General features: G+C 44.9%; 2 protein-coding genes. Both read left to right on the plus strand.

All coding sequences use genetic code 11. The features are described 5' to 3' along the window. Nucleotides 1-23 precede the first annotated feature (23 nt). The gene (locus BG32_RS13795) at nucleotides 24-1,277 is read left to right on the plus strand and encodes a tripartite tricarboxylate transporter substrate binding protein (protein WP_220660345.1); all 1,254 of its coding nucleotides are present in this window, start codon (nucleotides 24-26) and stop codon (nucleotides 1,275-1,277) included. 388 nt (nucleotides 1,278-1,665) lie between these two features. Next, the coding region (locus BG32_RS13800; RefSeq protein WP_147435069.1) for a DUF262 domain-containing protein at nucleotides 1,666-2,048 on the plus strand (383 nt) is incomplete at its 3' end.

A 2,048-nucleotide genomic window follows, 5' to 3' on the forward strand; every position in this document is an offset into this window, starting at 1 on the left:
TTCCGCTTATCTGGAGGTGCATTATGAGTGTGAAACTCCTGAAAAGAGCACCGCTACTGATTTTAGCTGTGTTTCTTCTACTTACTGGATGTCAAATGGAATGGATCTTGCCGCCAGTATTAAGCCGAGTTGACGGACCATTTGGAGTAATTCCTTTCACAAATGCAACATTTATCTGGAGTGGTCACGATGTAGATGGCGACGTGCTTTGGTATGAGTATCGCAAGGATAATAGTAGCTGGGTGGATCTCGATACTCTTACTTGCTATACATGGACAGATTATGTCGAAGGTATCCATACATTTGCAGTAAGGGCACATGATTCGAGTGGTTCATACTCAGAAGCTTTGCTTTGGATATTCTTCTATGACGACGAAGGTTTGATCTATCCAAGGAAACCAGTAACTGTCATTTGCCCATGGGGTGCGGGTGGAGGCTCGGACAGGATAACAAGATTTGTGTCGGATATCCTGTCCACAAGATTAGAAGAGGCTTTTAACGTGGTAAATAGGACAGGAGGTGGTGGTGCTGTCGGACACAGTGCGGGAGTTTCTGCGGCCCCCGATGGATATACTCTGTCCCTGATAACGACTGAGATATGTACAATCCATTGGCTTGGCCTTTCAACGTTCACTTATGAGGATTTCGATTATCTCATTCAGCTTAACGAAGACAATGCAGGCGTTATAGTTCACGCAAGTGCACCGTGGAATAGTATTAATGAGCTTCTTGACTACATAAAAGCGAACCCAAATGAACTCATCTTTTCTGGATCTGGTTCGGGATCGATGTGGGATCTTGCTAGAATTGGACTGCTAAATGCGGCAGGTCTTGATATTGATTCTGTTATGTGGTTTCCAACCACAGGCGCAGCTGCCTCCATTATTGAACTTCTAGAAGACGGAGTTGACGTCATAACCTGTTCAGTAACGGAAGCTGGAGCCCAGCTCAAGTCCGGCCAACTGAAGCTTCTTGCTGTGATGTCAGATGAAAGACTTCCAGATTTTCCTAGCGTCCCGACCCTCAAGGAGGAGAGAATTAACTGGACCGCAGGCACATGGAGAGGGCTTGCCGTTCCGAACAACACACCAGAGGAAATTAAGACGATACTTGAGGCAGAAATTCTCTATTTAGCTTCTTCAGAAGAGTTTGAGGACTTCATGGATTCCAATGGATTCGCCATCAAGATAAGAAGCAGTGATGAATTCAGAGACTTCGCGGAACAACAGGATGCGATTTTGGGCGAGGTACTGGAACTGGGAGGTTTCATCAATTAGCTATGTATAGAAAATGTAGCTTGTGGCATCGAACTATTTGTGGCTCTTAGCTATGATTCATGACGAGAAGAACACAGTGAAGCGTCCAAGAGTTCTCGTTAGTCTTAGTTGTTCTTAGAGAATGGTGGAAAGCGATACCCCAAAAAAGGTTTGGAAGGACTTTGGGAAGTGAGCTGACAAATTATTGTGGACTTAGTTTGAGCTGTCACAGTTCCAGATGACAGGTATCATTCTCTTGAGTGCTTTCCAAAGAAAGCGGTTTCTTTAGCAAAGAGTTTTCGAAAGCTAGGCGATGCCAAAGTGGTTTTGACAAACAGTGTTCTTTCGAAAACTAGATCCGTAAGCTAAACGGTTTTTTGTACTACAAAGGATCAAAGGAGGTTTCGTAGTGGTTATACAGCAATACTCGGTAAATCAACACCCAATTCAGACTTTGCTGACGTGGGTTCAGTCACAAGCAGTTGCCATACCAGAGATTCAGCGGCCCTTCGTTTGGGACGCGATTAAGGTTAGGGATCTTCTGGATTCTCTTTATCAGGGTTATCCCATAGGATACCTTATTGCGTGGCAGAATCCGAATGTCAAACTCAAGGACGGCACAAAATCGGTTGGCAAGAGAATTCTTATCGACGGGCAACAAAGAGTTACCGCCCTCATGGCAGCTCTGTTGGGTCAGAAAGTAGTTACGAAGGATTATCGCAGGATTCGGATAGCCATTGCCTTCCACCCGCTAGAAAAAAGGTTCGAGGTTACTAATCCCGCTATAAGGAA

It is taken from the genome of Mesotoga sp. HF07.pep.5.2.highcov, from assembly GCF_003666285.1.
GTDB lineage: Bacteria > Thermotogota > Thermotogae > Petrotogales > Kosmotogaceae > Mesotoga > Mesotoga prima.

What these genes read in the sequence shown, in the direction of transcription:
- BG32_RS13795 (WP_220660345.1), top strand. Translation starts at nt 24, where the DNA reads ATGAGTGTGAAACTCCTGAAAAGAGCACCGCTACTGATTTTAGCTGTG.